The following is an 18,460-nucleotide window of genomic DNA, read 5'->3' as shown; positions in this document are numbered from 1 at the left end:
GAGGCTGATCGTGCGCGGAATTCGCGGAGCCATCACGGTCGAACACAACGAGACGGAAAGCATACATCTGGCGACCCGAGAATTGCTGCTTGCGATCATGAAGGAAAACGGTCTGACGGTGGAGCAGATCGCCTCCTGCTTTATTACGGTGACACCCGATCTGGACGCCACATTTCCCGCGCAGGCTGTTCGCGCGATGGCGGGGTGGGAGGTCATCCCGCTGATGTGTGCGCTGGAGGTGCCCGTGCCAGGCTCTTTGCCCAAGTGCATTCGGTTGCTGCTGCATGTCAACACCGAGATGCGGCAAGAGGAGATCCGCCATATCTACTTGCGCGATGCGGTCGGGTTGCGGCCCGATCTGAAGCAAAGCTGAGCAAAAGGGTTGACGGTCATCCATCGGGCGATGTATTATGTTAAATAGTTAAGTAAGAGCCAGTTTTGAGTAGAAGCGTTTGAGACAGAGTGAGCAGGTTGGGAACCGAGTGGTTCCAGACGAGTGAATGTGAGCGATTGAACGAAGTAGTGTGTCAGTGAGCAGAGTTAGGTGGAGCACAGGCGAGCCGAGTGGAGAGGAGTTCATATGTACGGGATGGGTGTATCCATCTTCGTATTTTTCCTTGCCCTTTACGGTCAGAGCGTTTGTGCTCTGGCCTTTTTGATGTTTCACACAGCAGTTCAATCGGCAGCAACAAGATGAGCAGAGATGAGCTTGAGAGGAGTGAGTGTAGATGATCAAACGTGCACTTCAAACGGTGATCGGAGGCAACACGTTAGATAGGGAGTTGGCAGAGACGACGATGCGGCAGATCATGGCGGGAGAGGCGACCGGCTCACAGATCGCAGCGCTCTTGACCGCGCTGCGCATGCGCGGTGAGACGGTCGAGGAGATCACCGGTTTTGCTGCGGCGATGCGCTCGTTTGTGACGCCCGTTCCATCCGGCTTGACCGGGCTGGTCGATACGTGCGGCACAGGCGGGGACGGTGCGGAAACGTTTAACATCTCGACCACCGCATCGTTTATTGCGTCAGCAGCAGGGGTGAAGATCGCCAAGCATGGCAATCGATCCGTTTCCTCCCGCTCGGGGAGCGCCGACGTTTTGCAGGCGCTCGGCGTCAGCATCGACCTGCTGCCGGAGCAGGCGGCCGCTTGTTTGGAGCAGGTGGGGTTGGTCTTTCTGTTCGCGCAGCTGTACCATCCGGCGATGAAACATGCGATCGGCCCGCGCCGAGAGCTCGGATTTCGCACGGTGTTCAACGTGCTCGGCCCGCTGACCAACCCGGCAGGAACGAAGCGACAGGTGATCGGAACGTTTGGCGCAGACCTTGTGGAGAAGATGGCCTATGCGCTGGCTGACCTCGGCGCAGAGCACGCTTTGGTCGTGCATGGTGAGGATGGGCTCGACGAGATCACCGTCACCGGCGCGAGCAAGATCGCCGAGGTTCGGCAGGGCAAGGTGGTGCGCGTGTTTGCGCTGACGCCGGAAGAGGTCGGCTTGGCACGCTGCTCGATCGAGGAGATTCGCGGCGGTGACGCGCAGGAGAACGCCGCGATCTTGTTGCAGATTTTGCAGGGGAAGCGGGGAGGCGCCCGCGATATCGCGGTGCTGAATGCGGCAGCGACGCTCTATGTGGCAGGCATGGCCCATTCGATCGAGCAAGGTGTGCAGCTGGCGCAGGAAGCGATCGACAGCGGTCGGGCGCTCGATCGGTTGCACCTGCTGGTGCAAGCGTCAAAAAGCATGGGTGCAGAAAGGGAGTTGGCGTAGATGATTCTCGACAAGATCGTCGCTGTGAAGCGGGAAGAAGTGGCCGAATTGGCGCGTTCGTTTTCCCGAACGAAAGCCGAAGCGGAGATCGCAGCACTGCCGGAGACGCGAGGTTTTGAAAAAGCGCTTCGCAGCGCCGACTCCCCGATCGCGCTGATCGCAGAAGTCAAAAAAGCGTCCCCCTCCAAAGGGATCATCCGCGCCGACTTCGACCCAGCAAAAATCGCTTCCCTCTATGCAAAGTCGGGCGCGAGCTGCCTGTCTGTGCTGACCGACAAACAATTTTTTCAAGGTCATGCTGACTACCTGCGTTCGGTGCGGGAAACGGTGGAGCTGCCCTTGTTGCGCAAAGACTTTCTCATCGATGAGAAGCAGATTTACGAAGCGCGTCTGCTCGGCGCCGATTGCATCCTGCTGATCGCTGCGATCCTTTCGACCGACCAGATGCGGGAATATTTGGACTTGGCGCGGTCGCTCGATCTCGATGTGCTGACCGAAGTGCACGATGAGGCGGAGCTTGGGCGAGCGCTTACGGCAGGCGCTACATTGATCGGCATCAACAATCGCGATCTGCGCGACTTTTCGGTCGACCTCGGCACGACCGCTCGCTTGGCTGCACAGGTGCCCGCAGGCACGCTGCTCGTCAGCGAGAGCGGCATCGTCACCTATGAGGATGTGTTGCAAGTCAAGTCGGCAGGGGCGGCGGCGATCCTCGTCGGCGAAACGCTGATGCGCGACCCGCAGATCGCACCTGCGGTCGACCGGCTGCTCGGGCGGGCGCCGAGCGAGGTGAGCAGATGATCGAGGTGAAAGTGTGCGGGGTGCAGTTGCATGAGACGATCGACCAATTGAGCCGCTTGGCTGTCCGATATGTCGGCTTCGTCTTTGCGCCGAGCAAGCGGCAGGTGACGCCAGAGCTGGCGAGCGAGCTGGCGGCGGGCTTACCAGCCGCTGCGCAACGAGTCGGCGTGTTTGTCGACGAGACGGCAGACGAGATCAGGCGGATCGCCGAGGTGGCCGGATTGAACGTCTTGCAGCTGCACGGGGATCAGACCCCGGAGTTTTGCCAGCAGTTGCAAGCGACGACGGGGCTTGCCGTCTGGAAGTCTTGGAGCGTCTGTGGTGACGAGCGGGACGAAGCGCTTGGCGCCTATGTCGGCAAGATCGACGCGCTCCTGCTCGACAATGAGCGGGGCGGAAGCGGACGTTCGTTCGCTTGGGAAGAGATTCCGCGGTTGCGCTCCTACGCAGAAGCGACTCCGCTGTTTGTGGCAGGTGGGTTGCACACGGACAACGTTTTGGAACTGATTCAAACGTATCGCCCGGACGGAGTTGACGTGTCATCCGGCGTGGAGACGGTCGGTGTCAAAGACCCAGAAAAGATCGCATCTTTTGTACAGAGAGTGAGGGAACAACGATGACTTCGATCAATCCAGACATCAGAGGACGGTTTGGCAAGTTTGGTGGGAAGTTCGTTCCAGAGACGCTGATGAACGCTTTGCAGCAGTTGGAGCGCGATTTTTCTCACTACAAAAACGATCCTGACTTCAAGCGCGAGTTGAGCTCCTATCTGCACAAGTATTCGGGTCGCCCAACATCGCTTTACTATGCGGAAAATCTGACCCAACATCTCGGCGGAGCGAAGATCTACCTGAAGCGGGAAGATCTTAACCACACGGGTGCGCACAAGATCAACAACTGCCTCGCGCATGGGCTGCTCGCGAAGAAGACGGGGAAAAAGCGGGTGATCGCCGAGACCGGAGCAGGTCAGCACGGCGTGGCGACGGCGACCGTCTCCGCCCTGCTCGGACTCGCCTGCACCGTGTTCATGGGCGAAGAGGATATGGAGCGGCAAAAGCTCAATGTGTTTCGCATGCGGTTGCTGGGGGCGGAGGTGATCCCGGCCAAGTCGGGCACCCGCACGCTGAAAGATGCGACCAACGAAGCGATTCGCCACTGGGTCGAACATGTGGAAGACACGTTTTATATCATCGGCTCGGTGGTCGGTCCCCATCCCTATCCGATGATGGTGCGCGACTTTCAGCGCATTATCGGCGATGAGGTTCGCGAGCAGATCCTGGCGGAAGAAGGGCGTCTGCCCGATACGATCATCGCTTGTGTCGGCGGGGGTTCAAACGCGATGGGGATCTTTTATCCGTTTTTGCAGGAGGAGAGCGTGCGCTTGATCGGCGTGGAGGCGGCTGGTGAAGGCGTGGACACCGACCGGCATGCGGCGACGATCACCAAAGGGCGCGCCGGCATCATTCACGGCTCGCTGACCTACCTGTTGCAAGATGAGTATGGCCAAGTTCAACCGGCACACTCGATCTCCGCCGGTCTTGATTATCCGGGCATCGGGCCAGAACATGCGCATCTCGCCGACACGGGGCGTGCGACCTACCTGCCGATCACCGATCAAGAGGCGCTCGACGCGTTTCAACTGCTGTCTCGCGTCGAAGGCATCATTCCAGCGCTCGAATCTTCCCATGCGATCGCTCAGGCGATCAAACTGGCGCCGCAGTTGCCAAGCGACCATCTGCTCGTCATCTCGCTCTCCGGGCGCGGGGATAAAGATGTGCAACAGGTGGCGCAGATGTTAGGAGGGATTGAAGCATGACGCGCATCGCCGACACGTTTTCTCGATTGAAACAGACGGGGGAAAAAGCGTTCATTCCGTTTCTGACAGCGGGTGACCCGAGCATTGCGATCACCGAAGAGCTGATCGTCGAACTCGACCGAGCAGGGGCGGACATCATCGAGATCGGGGTTCCGTATAGCGATCCGTTGGCAGACGGCCCGACGATTCAGGCGGGCTCACTCCGCGCGTTGCGCAACGGCACGCGCATGCCCGATGTGTTCGAACTGGTGCGCCGCGTGCGTCCGAAGGTAGGCGCTTCGCTCGTCCTCTTCACCTACGCCAACCCGGTCTTCCAGTGGGGTGTCAGCTCGTTTTTCCAAGCGGCGAAAGAGGCGGGCGCAAACGGGGTGATCATCCCAGACCTGCCCTTGGAGGAAAGTGAAGAGGCGCTCGCTTGTGGCCGCGCGACAGGCGTCGATCTCATTCCGCTCGTCTCGACCACCTCTCAGGAGCGAATCACCAAGATCGCGGCGGCAGGACAAGGTTTTATCTATTGTGTCGCCGCGCTTGGTGTCACCGGTGTCCGCGAGTCGCTGAGCGATGGATTGGCCGAATTTGTGGCCAGCGTGCAGGCGCAGACGTCTCTGCCCGTCGTGGTCGGCTTTGGCGTGGGCAAGCCGGAGCAGGCTGCTACCATCGGTCAATTTGCAGACGGCGTGGTCGTAGGCTCTGCGATCGTCCAACGGTCGGCTGCCATCGCCGATGCGTTGGCAGCGGGCGATGCGGTGGGCGTCGAGGAGCGGAAGCGAGAGTTGATCGAGTTTGCAGCCTCCTTGAAAGCACCTCTGTATCCGCATAAGCAGAGCACATAGGGAATCGACGGTTAGGGGGACGATGGGTAAAAGCGGCGATGGTTGAAGAAACGGCCCTGGCATTTTGCCAACGGACGTGGTGATCGGTGAGGTGCTTCTGTCGGCTGCCTCGCGACCAGCAGTCCTCCGTTTGCTACTAGGGTTTGATACCAGAAGCAACACATGATGAAAAGACCGCTTGCTGATCGTGAGGATCGAGGCAGGCGGTCTTTTGTTTTATATTCCTAAAATTCTCGACTTTTAGCTTCTTCGAACGAAACAAGGTGGATCGTTTCAGATATTTCTAATAGCAGGCAGCGTCTCGATAGAGCCAGTAGCCAAATTCGGGAGCGCGGTCTGGAACCAGTATCCAAGTCTTATCCGCATACTCAACCGAATAGGGCGGACTGGACTCAAAGTAAAGGAGCGATTCTTCGCAGAAATTCTGAGGTGGTGATTGAGGAGATACATCTGTCATCGACACTGCACCTGCCGATGATGTGGCGAGTGTTACTGAAGCGAGTGCGACCGCCACAGCACCTGTGACCAGTTTTTTCACCTCAATACCTCCTGTAATGATTTTTATTATATTATATATAGTTTTGAATCAACGTGCGTGAAGGTGTGCAATACGATTGTGATTATGTAGCTCGATGATCAGGGCAGATATTCATAAATGAATAAGAGTCAGGCGTTTAGACTGCAGAACCATGTAAAAATGAGCCTATTCTTTGCCATCATGAAAGAGTAAGAAAACACAGTAACATATTTATTGATAAGATATATTTGAACATATAAATGAACTGGAGGTTTTGAAAATGAAAAAGAAGGTCGCACTTGCTCTTGCAACCGCACTCTCGGCAACTTGCTTTATGGTCTCAACTGCTGCTGCTACTCCTGCGCAAACGGATGTAACAGGGAAAAGTATTTCAACCGAATGCACGACCAAAACATACACACTTTATTTTGATGAGTGGGATTACGTCCCGAACACGATGCCATATGGTGGCGGAACCCTGCGACTGCAATATTTCACTGTGCATTCTACTTACTGGAAAGCAACCTACAGCGACTGCTAAGAGATGTTGTCATTCAAGAGCACCCAACTCGGGTGCTTTTTCTATTGGCAAAAATGGAGGGCAAAAAACAGGACACATGATTTCGCGAATGGTGGGACTTTTCAATTTGTACGAAGTTTTGGGAACTGGTCGGCGGGTCACGACGGGGCTTTTGCGAATGTCGACGGCACACGCGCATCGATATGGAATGTCTGGGAAAAATATGAATGCGTAATCCTCATGACGGAGGTCATACAGACTTGGAACAACAGGTAAAAGGACTTAGGATGCTCAACGTTTCGTTGATGATGATCCTGATGGTGGGGTTGCTGAACCATGTGATCTTGATCCCGGTCCTGCTGAGCGAGAGCGGCCGTGATTCGTGGCTGAGCGTGCTGGGGGGGACCGGCATCATCCTTCTATGGAGTCCGGTGGTCTATCTGATCGCGCGACGAACCGACCAACAGATGCTGCCCGATTGGTTGAGGAAGCGGTATGGTCGGACGGTGAGCTATCTGATCACCATTCCGCTTGTGATCTGCCTGTTCGCCATCAATGCGGTCACAGTTAAAGATACGGTGACTTGGACTGTGACGTCCTATCTTCCTTTCACCCCTCCGCTTGTCGTTGTGATCATGCTCGCAGGTCTGTGTTTCTGGGCTTCTCGAATCGGCATTCAGGCGATCGCGTTCTCGGCAGGTATTATCGCTCCGCTGGTCATCCTCTTGGGGCTGTTCGTCATGACGGCCAATCTTCCCAACAAACACTATGGCATGGTGACGCCGATCCTCGAAAATGGCTTTGGACCGGTATGGCGGGGGATTCCGTTTGTGATCGGCGGATTCATCGAACTTTTCTTGCTCAACCTGTTCCAGCATCATGTTCAAACGAAAATCAAATGGATGCACCTGCTCTTGCTGATTCTTGTCTTTTTGATTTTGACGCTCGGTCCGCTGATGGGGGCGATCTCCGAGTTTGGCCCGACCGAAGCGACTAGACAGCGCTATCCCGCCTATGAGCAATGGCGCCTCGTCCGCGTTGGGAAACAGGTGGAACATCTCGACTTCATGTCTATCTATCAGTGGTTGTCCGGCTCGTTCATCCGCATCTCGCTCCTCAATTTTCTGACGATCGAGCTGCTAGGTGTCCGCCGCCAGAAGCTCCGAACCTATTGGTTGCTTGGAGTCACCGTCCTGCTGATCGTCTGTGCCCTGATTCCACTGAGCGACATCCGGTTTTTTGAAGGGCTGGCTACCTTCTATTTTCCAATCGTGGTTACGACGCTGGGCGTAGCATCGCTGGTTGTTTGTGGACTGACATTTCTTCCGAGAAAGATCGAAGGAGCGAATGAGCGTGAGAGATCATGAGACCATGTTGCTCAACATATTCAAAGATTGTGATGATGTGGTATCCGTTCGCTTTCCGACGGGAGAGCGAAGTGTTCTCCTCCTCTATTGCACCGGGCTGCTGGACAGCCAACAGCTGCACGAGTTCGTTCTGCCGCGCATCGAGCATCATTTTCAGGCGCTGAACCTCATTTTGTTAAATGGGGATGACAGGGCGGAGCAAGCGATCAAACGAGTGTTTGCCGGCCAGCTTTTGATCTGTGACGATGGTGCGCTCTATGCGCTGGACATTTCTAACCCACCGAAGCGTCAACCTGAAGAGTCGAACATGGAAGTGACGATCAAGGGAGCGAAAGACGGGTTCACAGAGGACCTGACCACCAATGTTGCACTGGTTCGCAAGCGATTGCGCACCAACAAGCTGTGCTGTGAAAAGATGACGATCGGCGATCTCTCGCAAACGGAGGTCGCTTTGCTGTACATGAAAAACCTTGCCAAGCCGGAAATCATCGAGGAAGCGCGCAAGAGGCTCATCGCGATTCGGACCGATGTGAGCTCGATCGGATTCTTGGAAGAGGCGTTGGGCGGTTATTCTGAGTCGTGGTTCCCGTTGGTGGAAACGACAACGCGTCCTGACTATGCCATGTTTTGTCTCGCCAATGGCCGTTTTATCGTGATGATGGATGGAGTGCCGAGCGGTGTCATCGCGCCGGCAACGCTGGCGCTGCAATTGAAATCGCCAGAGGATGAGTACAATCCGTATTTCATTGCCGCACTAGGGCGCTTTTTGCGATATGTCGGGCTTGCGATGTCAATCTTTGTGCCAGGCTTTTGGATCGCGCTAGCTGCATATCATCCTGAACAATTGCCGATGCCCATGCTCGCAACGGTAACTCTCTCCAGGCTTGGGTTGCCAATGTCCACTGTGTTTGAGGCATTTTTCATGCAGTTGATGTTTGAGTTGTTTCGTGAGGCAGGGATGCGGTTGCCTTCGGTGATCGGTCAAACGGTGGCTGTCGTCGGTGGATTGATCGTCGGCGATGCGGCGATTCGCGCAGGTCTGACCTCGCCGAGCATGCTCGTCATCTCGGCTCTCTCAGCGGTTGCCACGTTTACTTTGGTCAATCCATCGCTGAACGGGACGGTCACTCTGTTGCGATTCATCGTCATGGGCTTTGCGGCGTTTGTCGGGTTCTTCGGCTTTTTTATTGCAGTTTTTGGCATCATTCTCTATCTCTGTTGCTTGCATTCCTACGGTGTCCCGTATTTATCGCCGTTTGCGCCGCTCCAACCGAAACAGCTGATCTCCGCTGCGTTAAAGAAGCCTCGCCGCTATGCGAAAGACCATCCCGCCTTCGTTTCGGAGCAACAGCGTAAAGGAGGCAACAAAGGATGAGGGCAGCAGTCTTGCGTCTGCTGCTGGTGATCCTGCTCTCGCTGCAGATGACGGGCTGCTGGGATCAGAAGGTGGTACAGGATATTCATTATGTGACGGCGCTCGGCGTGGATTATGAGCAGGGAACGTACAGGGTTTATGCGCAGTTGTTAGATTTTTCAACGGTTGCCAAACAGGAGTCGGGAAAGCCACAGCAAGAGATGCCGGTCTGGATCGGAAAAGGGGATGGCGCCACGGTGGATCTGGCGATGAACGAGCTATACGATAGCGCGCAGGAGCGTTTGTCGCTCAGCCACACGACGGTGATCGTGCTGTCAGAAAGAGCATTTAGGCAAGGCGTGACCTCTTTGCTCGATTCGGTGAATCGCTTTCGGGAGTTTCGCTATACGCCGTGGGTGTACGGTACGAAAGCGGACCTGCAGGAACTGCTGACTGCGACTCCTCTGTTTAATCTCTCTCCGCTGCTCTCGCTTCTTCATGAACCGATGGATATCTATCAGCAGCATTCCAAAATTCCACCGATCACGATGAAGGATTTTGTCATGCGGTATTGGAGCCCAGCCGATACGCTGCTCGTGCCAATGCTCACGATCAATCGCAGCTCTTGGAAAGAAGGGAAGAAGGCGCATCCGCTTCTTGAGATCAAAGGAGCGCTCGCCATACATCAGACCAAATACGTCGGGGTGCTGACCGACAAGGAAATCGAGGGATATCGCTGGACGACGAACGAAACGGTGCGCTCGCCCTTGCTGATCCGCGACGAAAAAGGGAAGGTGCTGGCGGTGCTCTCGGTGGAGAAGCTCACGGTCCGCACGCACGTTTCTGATCAGGGAGGCAAGCCGGTCTTGCACTACCGAATCAAGGCAAGGATCTACGTGGGAGAGAAAGCGGATCACATTTCGGAAACTCCTTTGAAGTCGCTGGTGGATCGCAAAATAGCAGAAGAGGTGCGCGCCACCTTCACGAACGGTCTCCAGCGAGGGATTGATGTGCTGGGTTGGGAAGGGTATGTGTATCACCAACAAAATGAGCTATGGAAGCGCACGTTTCATCAAGTGAAGAGCAAAGTGAGAGAAGATATGCTCGGACCGATCGAGGTAGACGTCAACCTCCTGCACTCGGGTAAGCTGAAATTGCGTTGATCGAACCGGACAGGTGAACGAAATCGTCAGCTTGGCAAGCAAGTATTGAAATGAACTCATGCAAGCGGAGGCCACTCTGATCACCGACTGCGTAGATGAGCGGTTCGATCCTTGCCAGCCCAACAGGGGGGAATGCGCTTGCGTTCTTGAAGCGGATCGGGCGATGATGAGCGGGAAGCGCGTAAAAGGTCAACCAGCAGGGCTGGCTGACCTTTTACTACTTCGTAAGTCGCAAAAATCGCTCCACATCTGCTACCATCAGTTCGATCGCCGCTTGCCAAAATTCTGTCTGTGTCAAGTCGACGCCAAGATGTGTCTGTGCGACTCGTTCGGCCGTCATGCTGCCCGTATCGCGGAGCAACTGCCGATACTTTTGGTCAAAATCGCTCGCGCCCGTCTTTTTCGCCTGCGCATAAAGCCCCATCGAAAACAGATAGCCAAACGTGTAGGGGAAATTGTAAAACGGGTTGTCTGTCATATAGAAGTGGGGCTGCAAAATCCATTGGTAGGGATGATAGCGGTCGTACACCCCGTCATGCGCGTGGCGCTGCGACTCGACCATCAGCTCCGACAGCCGGGCTGCCTGCACGATGCCCTTTTTCCGCTCTTCATAAAAAGTGCGCTCAAATCGATACGCGCCGTACACGCCGAGCACCAACATGATCCCTCGTCCGAGCTTGTCGGCTAACATCGCAGCTTGAATCTCCTGTGACTCCGCTCGTTCGATCGCCGCATCCATCACGATCAGCTCGGCAAAGGTGGACGCCGTCTCCGCCAGCGACATCGGATAGTCCTGGGCAAAAGCGGGCAGCCCGTTCAGCACGTCGTTGTGGTAGCCGTGACCTAGCTCATGTGCGAGCACGAGCATGTCTGACGCTCGCCCGCGATAGTTCATGTACACGCGCGACTGGCGGCGGCGGAAAAACGGGGTGCAAAAGCCGCCTGCGCCTTTATCCGGTCTGCTTTCCGCTTCTACCCACCCGCTTTGAAAACAGGCTTTCGCAAAATCGGCCATCTGCGGCGAGAAGGCGCCGAACTGCTCGACGATCAACGCGGCAGCCTGATCGAACGGAATGTCTGACGTTGCGGCAGAAAACGGGGCGCCGCTGTCTGGCATGATCAGATCCTCCAAGCCGAGCAACTCCCCCTTGCGCTGCAAAAAGGGCGTCAGGCGATGGCGATTTTGCTCCACCGCTTTGAACATCGCATCGAGCGTCGCTTGCGAGAGCCGGTTGTGAAAGAGCGGCTCCTGCAGCACCGAGTCCCAGCCTCGTCTGCCGTACAGCGCGAGGCGGAAACCGGCCAGGTGGTTGAGCGCTGCTGCGAACAGCTCTTCTTCTCCTTTCAGCTTCTCTTCCAGCGCATTTAACATGCGCATGCGCACATCGCGGTCTTTATGGCTGAGCATCCCCCAGATCTGGCCTGTCGACAGTTCCTGCTGCTCACCGTCCAGCTCGAACGGCACGCGAAGTCGATTTTGCAGCGCGCGATACAAGCCCGCCCACGCGTGATACCCGTCGGCCGACAGCTCGTTGACCAGCAGTTCCTGTTCTCCGCTCAAGCGCACGTTTACCCGCTCGCGGCGCTCATCCAAATAAAGCCCGATCGAAGTGAGCTCCCCATCGAGCAACAGATCTTCCCATTCGCGCTGCGGCACCAAAGCCAATTGCTGCTCCAATCGGATCATCAGCGCCTGATGCAAGGCACGCAATTTGGCGACTTTGCCTTGCAGTGCCTGCACCTGGGCATCCCCACGGTGCTCATAGGACAGGCAGTACACAAACATGTCACACTCGGTCAATCGACTGCCCAGCTCCTGCAAGCTTATAATCAATGCTTTCAGCTGAGTCGAATCTTGATAGACAACGACCGTCTCGGACAGCAGGTCATGCAGGCTGGCAAGTTCTTCGGCAAGCTCTTTTGAGTCCTTGCCGCCGGAGAAGATGTCATCTAAGTTCCAATTTTGAGACAATTCTATGTGCATGAAATCAGCCCCTCTCTCATTTCAAGCATATACCAATTGGAACAGGTCAGCTTGAATCGGGAGAAAGTAGGTATGACGAAAATGTTACAAGTGCACACTCGCAATCGCATCTCGCAAGCTGCGTCATTGTACAGCGAACTGCATCTGTGCGCGTTGCAGGAAGATCTGCAGGTGTTCAGCTCCACGTGTGAGGTGGAACAGAGCGGCACGCTCGTGCAGGTCGCCGCTGTTTGGGCGGAAAAGGACGGGCTCGCTTTTTGACGATCAACGATTCAAAAAAGAACGACGATCGATGGTGAGCAACCGATAGGAATGGTAAGATAAGAGATGAAGAAACGTTGCCGCTTTTGAGCAGAGATGAGCTGAAAGATCGAGCTGAGATGGAGCGCCTTTCAAAAGTTGTTTCGTTTTTCGACAGGAAGGACAGAGGAGGCAACAGACGATGGATATGGTGATTCAACCGGCGGAGCGAGTGCGAGGCGCCGTGACAATTCCGGGGGATAAGTCGATCTCGCACCGGGCGGTGATGTTTGGGGCGTTGGCAGAGGGCGTGACTTCTGTGCGCGGCTTTTTGCCAGGCGCGGACTGTTTGAGCACGATCGATTGTTTTCGCAAGATGGGCGTACAGGTGGAGCAGGTATCGGCGACAGAGCTGCGGGTGAACGGAGTTGGATTGCACGGGTTGCGCGAGCCTGACGATGTGCTCGATGTCGGCAATTCGGGCACGACCGCACGCCTGATCCTCGGCATTTTGGCAGGTCAGCCTTTTCACAGCACGCTGACGGGAGATGAATCGATCAGACGTCGCCCGATGGGGCGTGTCACCAACCCGCTTCAGGAGATGGGCGCAAAGATCGATGGCAGAGCGGGCGGCAAGCTCGCTCCGCTGTCGGTGCGCGGTGGCGGGCTGCAAGGCATGAAATACGTTTCACCGGTCGGCAGCGCGCAAGTCAAGTCGGCGATCCTTTTGGCTGGCCTGTTTGCGGACGGCACGACAGGCGTCAAAGAGCCGGAGCAGTCTCGTGACCACACGGAGCGGATGTTGCGAGCTTTTGGCGTTCCGGTTGTCGAAGAGGATGGCTACACCGCCGTCCGCGGCGGCTCATCGCTCGTTGCGACCGAGATCGAAGTGCCAGGCGATCTCTCGTCGGCCGCTTTTCTGCTGGTCGCCGCTGCGATCTTGCCAGGCTCCGATCTGACGCTGCGCGGTGTGGGCATCAACCCGACGCGCGCCGGCATCTTGGAGGTGTTGCGCGAGATGGGGGCGAACATCGAGCTGTCGAACGAGCGCCTCTCGGGCGGCGAACCGATCGCCGATCTCCGCGTGCAAGCGGGAGCATTGCGAGGGATCACCGTGTGCGGCACGCTGATCCCTCGCCTGATCGATGAGATTCCAGTGCTCGCCGTGGCCGCCACGCAGGCGGAAGGCGTGACGGAGATTCGCGATGCGAAGGAACTGAAGGTCAAAGAGTCCAACCGTATCGCCACCACCGCCGCCGAACTGCGCAAGTTTGGCGCGCAGGTGGAAGAGCTGGAGGATGGCCTTCGCATCGTCGGTCGCACCAAGCTGCGAGGCGGCGCGGTGGTGCAGACGCACCATGACCACCGCATCGCGATGGCGATGGCGGTCGCGGCACTCGCGGCAGACAGCCCGGTGACCATTTGCGACTGGGAGTCGGTCGACGTGTCGTTTCCTGGTTTTGCCGAACTAGTGCAAAATATCAGATAATTGCTTGACAACCTCTATGGGGTCGAGTATGATGTTGCCAAGAAGCTTTAGTTCTGGTTTCTCTCCACTCCTATCATAGTTTGCCTGCTCCAGTTCGGGAGCAGGTCTTTTTTTGTTTGAAAGCGATTTCTCGATGATCAGCAGCAGCGCGCAAAGATTGTACGTCTTTTGTGGCCAAGCGCCGAATAGAATGAAGGTGAACAAGTGCCACGCAAGGGGGCTTTCGCGTGAGAAATCTGAAACTGTTTTATCACACGGTGACCGCTCAGGTTGTGATCATCCTGTTTATCTTAATAAAGATCTTGCTGGTGCCCTTTCTGATCTGGACGTTCCTCGGCACCTCCGCTTTGGCGATGGTCGTGCTCGACGTGTCCACGATCGTGCTCGGCACCGCCTTGGCGCTTTCGATGGGGATGGTCGGCTACTATCAAGCGCGCTTTTTTTCCCACGATCGACCGCTTGCGGATGCGCTCCTGTACATGAGCTTCGTCCACGGCCCGGCCGCTCTGTTCCTCTTGTACAAATGGGGGAACGGCGCCGCCTGGGACACCCATCTGCTCCTCTTTTTTTCCGGTTGGCTGTCGATGTTCTCACATCCGATGAACTTGGTCGGCTTCTATGGCCAATGGGTGGACGGTGTGGCGCTGCTGGCGATGGCCGGTTGCTATCTGCTCGGCGTGTTTCTCTTCCATGATGATCAGCGTCATGAAAATGTGCAGGGCGTGGATTTCCAACAGCTTCGGGTCAAAGGTCGCTTAAAGTGATGTTAAATATGGAACTGATCATATATAAATTCCACTGTACCATATCTGTCGATATGGTACATTTTTGCTTTGCATAACGCTTGAGTGTTCGAGTATACTTTAAAGAATACAGAACATATGTTCGAGGTGGTGGAGAAAGATGTGCTCGATCACTCTGATTCACAAGGTGATTCTCCTCGAGAAGTTAGAAGAGCAGCTACGGGACGAAACGAAAAACTTGAGAAGTGAACTTCGCGAAAGGAACTTGCTTCTGTTGGAACGAGAAGAGCGAGATCACGATATTTTTGTCCTGTTTACAGAGAACGAGTATCGGCGCAAAGTGTACTTCATGCGACCGATGCTCGATGCGGAGCAACAGGGCATTCTGGGGTGCTACCATCTGGGAGCTGAGCGGCAATGAAGCTGATCTATGGCCTGATCGACATGCAAAGTTTTTACGCTTCTTGTGAAGTGGCCGCGCGTCCCGAATATGCGTGCCACCGGAGGGAGCAAGACAGCTTGAGCGATCCACCGCTCGTCGTGGCAGGAGACCCGGAGCGGAGGTCGGGGATCATTCTGGCGGCGACGCCGACAGCAAAAGCGCAAGGGGTCGAAAATGCGATGCGCCTTGGCGAGGCGCTCGGGATCGCCAACCGCTTGGTCGTGGTCAAACCGCGGATGCAACTGTATTTGGAAACGAGCGCCCGCATCCAACAGGTGGTGCAAGACATGTTTCCGCTCTATGAACAGTTTTCGGTCGATGAGGCGTTTTTTGCTTTTCCTTATCCTTCCCAACTGTTCACCGACCCAGTGGCTGCGGCACAAGAGCTGAAAGGGACGATCTGGGATCTGTTTCGGATCAGGTGTCGCATCGGCCTTGCCCCGAACAAGTGGCTGGCCAAAATGACGAACAAGCTGGCCAAAAAAGACCCTTCTGGCGTTGTCTGGTGGACAGAAGAGGACATCGAGACAAAACTGCACCCGCTCTCCGTTTTCGAGATGTGGGGGCTGAAGAAGCGGGCGCAGGTGCTCCATGATTTCTTTGGGGCGAGGACGATCGGGGATGTCGCGCAGATTCCGCTCTATGATTTGCAGCACAAGTTTGGCGTGTGGGGGATCGTGATTCATCGCTGGAGCCACGGACAGGATCACTCGCTGATCAACCCTGATTCGTACGACGCGCCGCACAAGGGGATCTCGCACCGGACGACACTGCCGCGAGATTTTTACAAGCGCGACGAGGTGGCAGTCGTGATCCGCGAGCTTTTGGATGAAGTGTGTCGTCGCACGAGAGATCAAGGGCAGAAAGGGCGGCGGATCGGGCTCTGCCTCACCTATGAAAAGCTGAAAGGCGGCTTCTCCAAAGCGAAGACGCTGACCGCGCTCACCGATCAACCGAAAGATTTATATCCCCACCTGATGTGGCTTTTCGACCGCTGGTGGGATAAGAGCGGGGTGCGGGCGGTCACCGTCTCGCTCGAACTGCTGCGCCACTCGAACACGCTGCAGTTAGATCTGTTTGAAGATCTGACGAAGCAGAGGGAGTTGACCCGCACGGTAGATGAGATCAAGACGAAGTTTGGCGAAACGAGCATCATGCGCGCGGCCAGCTTGAAACAGGCGGGGCAACTGCTTGAGCGGAGCAAGAAAATCGGCGGTCACTACATGTAAAGGGGGATTTCGGATGCGAATTGTGGATGGCAACATTTTTGAAGCGATGCGGTTGGTGCTGCCCGAGCATCGGGAGGTGATGAAGCGCGAGGCGGTGGCGGCGAGGAGAAGAAAGATGCCGGTCGTGTCTGAAGACGCTTGGAGCGAGATGGAGTATGTGCTGCAAGAAGCTTTAGAATATCAGCTGCCAGTCGCTGTCTCCCTGTTTCACCCGCTGGAAGACCGAGTGCTGATCGGCGTGCCTTCGACGAGAAACGGTGGGCTCTTTCTGCAGACAGCAGAAGGAGTGGATCGGATCGAGATGAGCAAAGTGCTGAACATCATTGCTTGCGAATAACGGGGCGAACTGTTTGGTGAAATAACAGCTTGTAAGAAGCGAAAGCATTGAGCAAATTTGATAGCTCTGTATAAAATTAAGTTGAAAATTTATACTTCCATGATTGAGGTGGCCACTTTGATACTCATTCGCAAAGCCCGAGTAACCGACTTGAAATCAATCCTTGTAATCTATAACCAAGGAATCGAAGATCGTATCGCGACTCTGGAAATCCAACCGAAGGATTTAGCGTACATGGAATCCTGGTTTGAAACTAGGCAAGGACGTTACTTTGTTCTAGTTGCCGAGGTGAAAGGTATAGTTGTTGGGTGGGCGTCAGTAAACCCATACAATAGCCGTACCGCATACAGAGGAGTTGGTGATCTCTCTGTATATATCGATCGGGAACATCGTGGTCGTGGAATCGGACAAAAGCTGTTACAGGAACTTGAGCAGACAGCTCAAGAAAACGAATTTCATAAACTCGTTCTTTTCACCTTCCCTTTCAATGGTCTTGGCCAAGGTCTTTATCGCAAGGCTGGCTTTCGTGAGGTGGGAGTATTTCATAACCAAGGAGTACTCGAAGGCAAGTTTGTAGATGTCGTGGCGATGGAGAAATTGCTCAACACTGATTCATAAGATCAAAAAAGGTCCTCATGGCGAGGGCCTTTTCCTATCGTTATTCACCATGTTTAGCAAATCGGATGATGCGTTCCTCAATCTCGTCACGTACGCGTTGGAAGACGGCCCATTTTTCTGCTTCCGTTCCTGTTGCCTTGGCTGGATCGTCAAAGCCCCAATGGAACCGGGTCACATTCGGAGGCGTGATCGGGCACTTATCACTGGCATCGCCGCAAAGAGTGATCAGGAAAGCTGATCGTTTGACTACTTCTGGATCGATGGTGTCCGAAGTCTGGTTCGAGATATCGATCCCTTTCTCTGCCATCGTTTTGACAGCATTCGGGTTCAGACCATGTGCCTCGATGCCTGCGCTGCGAACCTCGTATCTGTCACCCAGATATTTCTTTCCAAAACCTTCTGCAATCTGGCTGCGGCAAGAGTTCCCCGTACAAAGAAAATAGATGGTTTTCTTAGAAGTTGACATATGATCCCCTACCTTTACTGAATGAGAGTCAACCAGAAGTATAAACCGATGAGCGTGATGAAGAGCGTCGGAATGGTCAACACAATACCAGTTCGGAAATATTGCCCCCAGGTGATCACAACACCTTTGCGGGACAAGACGTGCAGCCACAACAAGGTTGCGAGTGAGCCGATCGGGGTGATCTTCGGCCCTAAGTCGGACCCGATGACATTCGCATAAATCAAAGTTTCTTTGATGATGCCAGTCGTGGTGATCCCATCGATCGCTAAAGCATTGATCATCACGGTCGGCATATTGTTCATGATGGAAGACAAAGCTGCGGACAAGAATCCCATTCCGATCGTGGCGGCGAACAATCCGCGGTCAGCAGCAGCTTGAACAACCACTGCCAGAAGATCTGTTAGACCCACGTTGCGGAGTCCGTAAACCACAACGTACATGCCAATCGAGAAGATCACGACCGTCCAGGGAGCATCTTTTACAATGCGCATCGTCTCGATGGCTTGGCTTTGGCGAGCTGCGAGCAAGAAGATCAGAGCCGCAACACCTGCAACGATTGAGACTGGGATGCCGAAAGCTTCACTGAAGAGGTAGCCTGCTAACAGCACGCCTAAGATGACCCATGACAGGCGGAACAGCTTCAGGTCTTTAATGGCTTCCTGCGGTTGTTTCAAATGAGCCAAGTCATACGTTTTCGGGATGTCATTGCGGAAGAAAAGGTAAACTATTGAGAAAAAGGCTTGATATATAAGGGTTTTTTCCTCGAAGTGAGCTG

Annotated in this window: 21 protein-coding genes; 17 read left to right on the top strand and 4 right to left on the bottom strand. The window is 55.1% G+C overall.

Features of this window, described 5'->3' with window-relative positions; all coding sequences use genetic code 11:
• The first annotated feature begins 4 nt into the window (after positions 1-4).
• From aroH to trpA, 6 genes are all read left to right on the top strand, one after another.
• Positions 5-373 carry a chorismate mutase gene (gene aroH, locus ACFSOY_RS14255; RefSeq protein ID WP_386048348.1) on the top strand — a complete coding sequence of 123 codons (369 nt, stop codon included), beginning with the start codon at positions 5-7 and terminating at the stop codon, positions 371-373.
• 355 nt (positions 374-728) lie between these two features.
• Positions 729-1,766, top strand: coding sequence for an anthranilate phosphoribosyltransferase (gene trpD, locus ACFSOY_RS14250; RefSeq protein WP_386047690.1), 1,038 nt, complete (start codon positions 729-731; stop codon positions 1,764-1,766).
• Complete coding sequence (gene trpC / locus ACFSOY_RS14245; protein ID WP_386047688.1) at positions 1,767-2,567, top strand: indole-3-glycerol phosphate synthase TrpC; 801 nt, start codon at positions 1,767-1,769, stop codon at positions 2,565-2,567.
• On the top strand, positions 2,564-3,187 hold the full coding sequence (locus tag ACFSOY_RS14240) for a phosphoribosylanthranilate isomerase (RefSeq protein WP_386047686.1): 624 nt from the start codon (positions 2,564-2,566) through the stop codon (positions 3,185-3,187). Before trpC ends, ACFSOY_RS14240 begins: the two co-directional genes overlap by 4 nt.
• Positions 3,184-4,383 carry a tryptophan synthase subunit beta gene (trpB, locus tag ACFSOY_RS14235; protein WP_386047685.1) on the top strand — a complete coding sequence of 400 codons (1,200 nt, stop codon included), beginning with the start codon at positions 3,184-3,186 and terminating at the stop codon, positions 4,381-4,383. The genes ACFSOY_RS14240 and trpB overlap by 4 nt, the downstream gene beginning before the upstream one ends.
• Positions 4,380-5,216, top strand: a complete 837-nt coding sequence (trpA, locus tag ACFSOY_RS14230; protein ID WP_386047683.1) for a tryptophan synthase subunit alpha — start codon at positions 4,380-4,382, stop codon at positions 5,214-5,216. The genes trpB and trpA overlap by 4 nt, the downstream gene beginning before the upstream one ends.
• A 283-nt stretch (positions 5,217-5,499) precedes the next feature.
• Here the strand turns inward: trpA and ACFSOY_RS14225 are convergent, their stop codons facing one another.
• Positions 5,500-5,754, bottom strand: coding sequence for a hypothetical protein (locus tag ACFSOY_RS14225; RefSeq protein WP_386047681.1), 255 nt, complete (start codon positions 5,752-5,754; stop codon positions 5,500-5,502).
• A 259-nt stretch (positions 5,755-6,013) separates the two neighbouring features.
• On the opposite strand from ACFSOY_RS14225, the gene ACFSOY_RS14220 reads away from it, so the two are divergent.
• The 4 genes from ACFSOY_RS14220 (at position 6,014) to ACFSOY_RS14205 (ending at position 10,137) form a co-directional block, all read left to right on the top strand.
• Positions 6,014-6,274, top strand: coding sequence for a hypothetical protein (locus tag ACFSOY_RS14220; RefSeq protein WP_386047679.1), 261 nt, complete (start codon positions 6,014-6,016; stop codon positions 6,272-6,274).
• Positions 6,275-6,513: 239 nt separating this feature from the next.
• Positions 6,514-7,620: a GerAB/ArcD/ProY family transporter gene (locus tag ACFSOY_RS14215; RefSeq protein ID WP_386047677.1), complete on the top strand. Its 1,107-nt coding sequence runs from the start codon at positions 6,514-6,516 to the stop codon at positions 7,618-7,620.
• Positions 7,607-8,995 carry a spore germination protein gene (locus ACFSOY_RS14210; RefSeq protein ID WP_386047675.1) on the top strand — a complete coding sequence of 463 codons (1,389 nt, stop codon included), beginning with the start codon at positions 7,607-7,609 and terminating at the stop codon, positions 8,993-8,995. The genes ACFSOY_RS14215 and ACFSOY_RS14210 overlap by 14 nt, the downstream gene beginning before the upstream one ends.
• Positions 8,992-10,137 carry a Ger(x)C family spore germination protein gene (locus tag ACFSOY_RS14205; protein ID WP_386047674.1) on the top strand — a complete coding sequence of 382 codons (1,146 nt, stop codon included), beginning with the start codon at positions 8,992-8,994 and terminating at the stop codon, positions 10,135-10,137. The genes ACFSOY_RS14210 and ACFSOY_RS14205 overlap by 4 nt, the downstream gene beginning before the upstream one ends.
• Before the next feature lie 217 nt (positions 10,138-10,354).
• Here ACFSOY_RS14205 and ACFSOY_RS14200 read toward each other — a convergent pair whose 3' ends face one another.
• The gene (locus ACFSOY_RS14200; protein ID WP_386047672.1) at positions 10,355-12,121 is read right to left on the bottom strand and encodes a M3 family oligoendopeptidase; all 1,767 of its coding nucleotides are present in this window, start codon (positions 12,119-12,121) and stop codon (positions 10,355-10,357) included.
• Positions 12,122-12,193: 72 nt separating this feature from the next.
• On the opposite strand from ACFSOY_RS14200, the gene ACFSOY_RS14195 reads away from it, so the two are divergent.
• From ACFSOY_RS14195 to ACFSOY_RS14165, 7 genes are all read left to right on the top strand, one after another.
• Positions 12,194-12,382, top strand: coding sequence for a hypothetical protein (locus tag ACFSOY_RS14195; protein ID WP_386047670.1), 189 nt, complete (start codon positions 12,194-12,196; stop codon positions 12,380-12,382).
• Positions 12,383-12,569: 187 nt separating this feature from the next.
• On the top strand, positions 12,570-13,850 hold the full coding sequence (gene aroA, locus ACFSOY_RS14190; RefSeq protein WP_386048346.1) for a 3-phosphoshikimate 1-carboxyvinyltransferase: 1,281 nt from the start codon (positions 12,570-12,572) through the stop codon (positions 13,848-13,850).
• A gap of 227 nt (positions 13,851-14,077) precedes the next feature.
• Complete coding sequence (locus ACFSOY_RS14185) at positions 14,078-14,614, top strand: hypothetical protein (protein ID WP_386047668.1); 537 nt, start codon at positions 14,078-14,080, stop codon at positions 14,612-14,614.
• 139 nt (positions 14,615-14,753) lie between these two features.
• On the top strand, positions 14,754-15,014 hold the full coding sequence (locus ACFSOY_RS21265) for a YhjD family protein (RefSeq protein ID WP_465336548.1): 261 nt from the start codon (positions 14,754-14,756) through the stop codon (positions 15,012-15,014).
• Positions 15,011-16,264 (top strand): DNA polymerase IV, encoded by a 1,254-nt coding sequence (locus tag ACFSOY_RS14175; RefSeq protein WP_386047664.1) that lies wholly within the window; start codon positions 15,011-15,013, stop codon positions 16,262-16,264. The genes ACFSOY_RS21265 and ACFSOY_RS14175 overlap by 4 nt, the downstream gene beginning before the upstream one ends.
• A 13-nt stretch (positions 16,265-16,277) precedes the next feature.
• Positions 16,278-16,601 (top strand): YolD-like family protein, encoded by a 324-nt coding sequence (locus ACFSOY_RS14170; RefSeq protein ID WP_386047662.1) that lies wholly within the window; start codon positions 16,278-16,280, stop codon positions 16,599-16,601.
• A gap of 99 nt (positions 16,602-16,700) precedes the next feature.
• Positions 16,701-17,219, top strand: coding sequence for an arsinothricin resistance N-acetyltransferase ArsN1 family A (locus ACFSOY_RS14165; RefSeq protein WP_386048344.1), 519 nt, complete (start codon positions 16,701-16,703; stop codon positions 17,217-17,219).
• 40 nt (positions 17,220-17,259) lie between these two features.
• On the opposite strand, the gene arsC is transcribed toward ACFSOY_RS14165, so the two are convergent.
• Positions 17,260-17,685 carry an arsenate reductase (thioredoxin) gene (gene arsC, locus ACFSOY_RS14160; protein ID WP_386047660.1) on the bottom strand — a complete coding sequence of 142 codons (426 nt, stop codon included), beginning with the start codon at positions 17,683-17,685 and terminating at the stop codon, positions 17,260-17,262.
• A gap of 14 nt (positions 17,686-17,699) precedes the next feature.
• A partial coding sequence (locus ACFSOY_RS14155; RefSeq protein WP_386047658.1) for an ArsB/NhaD family transporter occupies positions 17,700-18,460 on the bottom strand: 761 nt, incomplete at its 5' end.

The sequence above is a fragment of the Tumebacillus lipolyticus genome (genome assembly GCF_042682745.1).
Classification (GTDB): Bacteria; Bacillota; Bacilli; order Tumebacillales; family Tumebacillaceae; genus Tumebacillus_A; species Tumebacillus_A lipolyticus.
Note: the sequence above shows the minus strand (reverse complement) of the source record. Positions and strands in the feature narration are given on the sequence as shown.